This is a genomic window from Aeromicrobium sp. PFPM2_SD2, from assembly GCF_057364525.1.
Map to the genome: position 1 here is coordinate 1 of NZ_JBNFNZ010000816.1, position 545 is coordinate 545.

The 545-nt window shown below is 76.9% G+C and carries 1 protein-coding gene and 1 pseudogene; both read right to left on the reverse strand.

The genetic code is table 11. The features are described from left to right. Nucleotides 1-183: hypothetical protein (locus AC2W7G_RS18280; protein WP_485869685.1), on the reverse strand; the 183-nt coding region annotated here is incomplete at its 3' end. Between the two features lie 94 nt (nt 184-277). After that, nucleotides 278-545, reverse strand: a pseudogene (locus AC2W7G_RS18285) (hypothetical protein); the annotation flags it as partial.

A 545-nucleotide genomic window follows, 5' to 3' on the forward strand; every position in this document is an offset into this window, starting at 1 on the left:
ATGACGTCCACCTCGACGCCGCCGGACGGCAGCGTGGCCCAGGCCGAGCTGCTCAGCGAACGGGGCCGCCTGGCGGTTGGTCGGGCCGACGAAGAGGCCGCCGAGGCGCACCGGGTCCCGTCCCTCGACGACGACGGCGAGCCCGTCACCGTCGCGCTCGACCCGCTCGACCTTGCCGGGCACGACGGTGGCCCCCGCTCGGCGAGCGAGGCCGACGCCGCGGGGTCCAGGGCCTCGCCACCGGCGAGGACGACCAGGGACCCGGCGACCGGTGCCATCATCGCGACGAGCTGCTCGGCCCGCTCCGCGCCCAGCACGCCGACGACGCGACCGGCCATCTCGTGGCGTGGCAGAACGGGCAGTGGGCCACGAGGTCCCCCTCGTGCCACAGTGCGTCCAGCCCGGGCACGTCCGGCACCTCGTCGCGCAGGCCGGTGGCCAGGACGAGCCGGCGGGAGCGCTCGACGGTGCCGTCGGCGAGGGTGACGGTGAAGTCGTCGGCGACGCCGGCGGTGGTGGCCACGGCGGCCTCGCGCACCTCGACG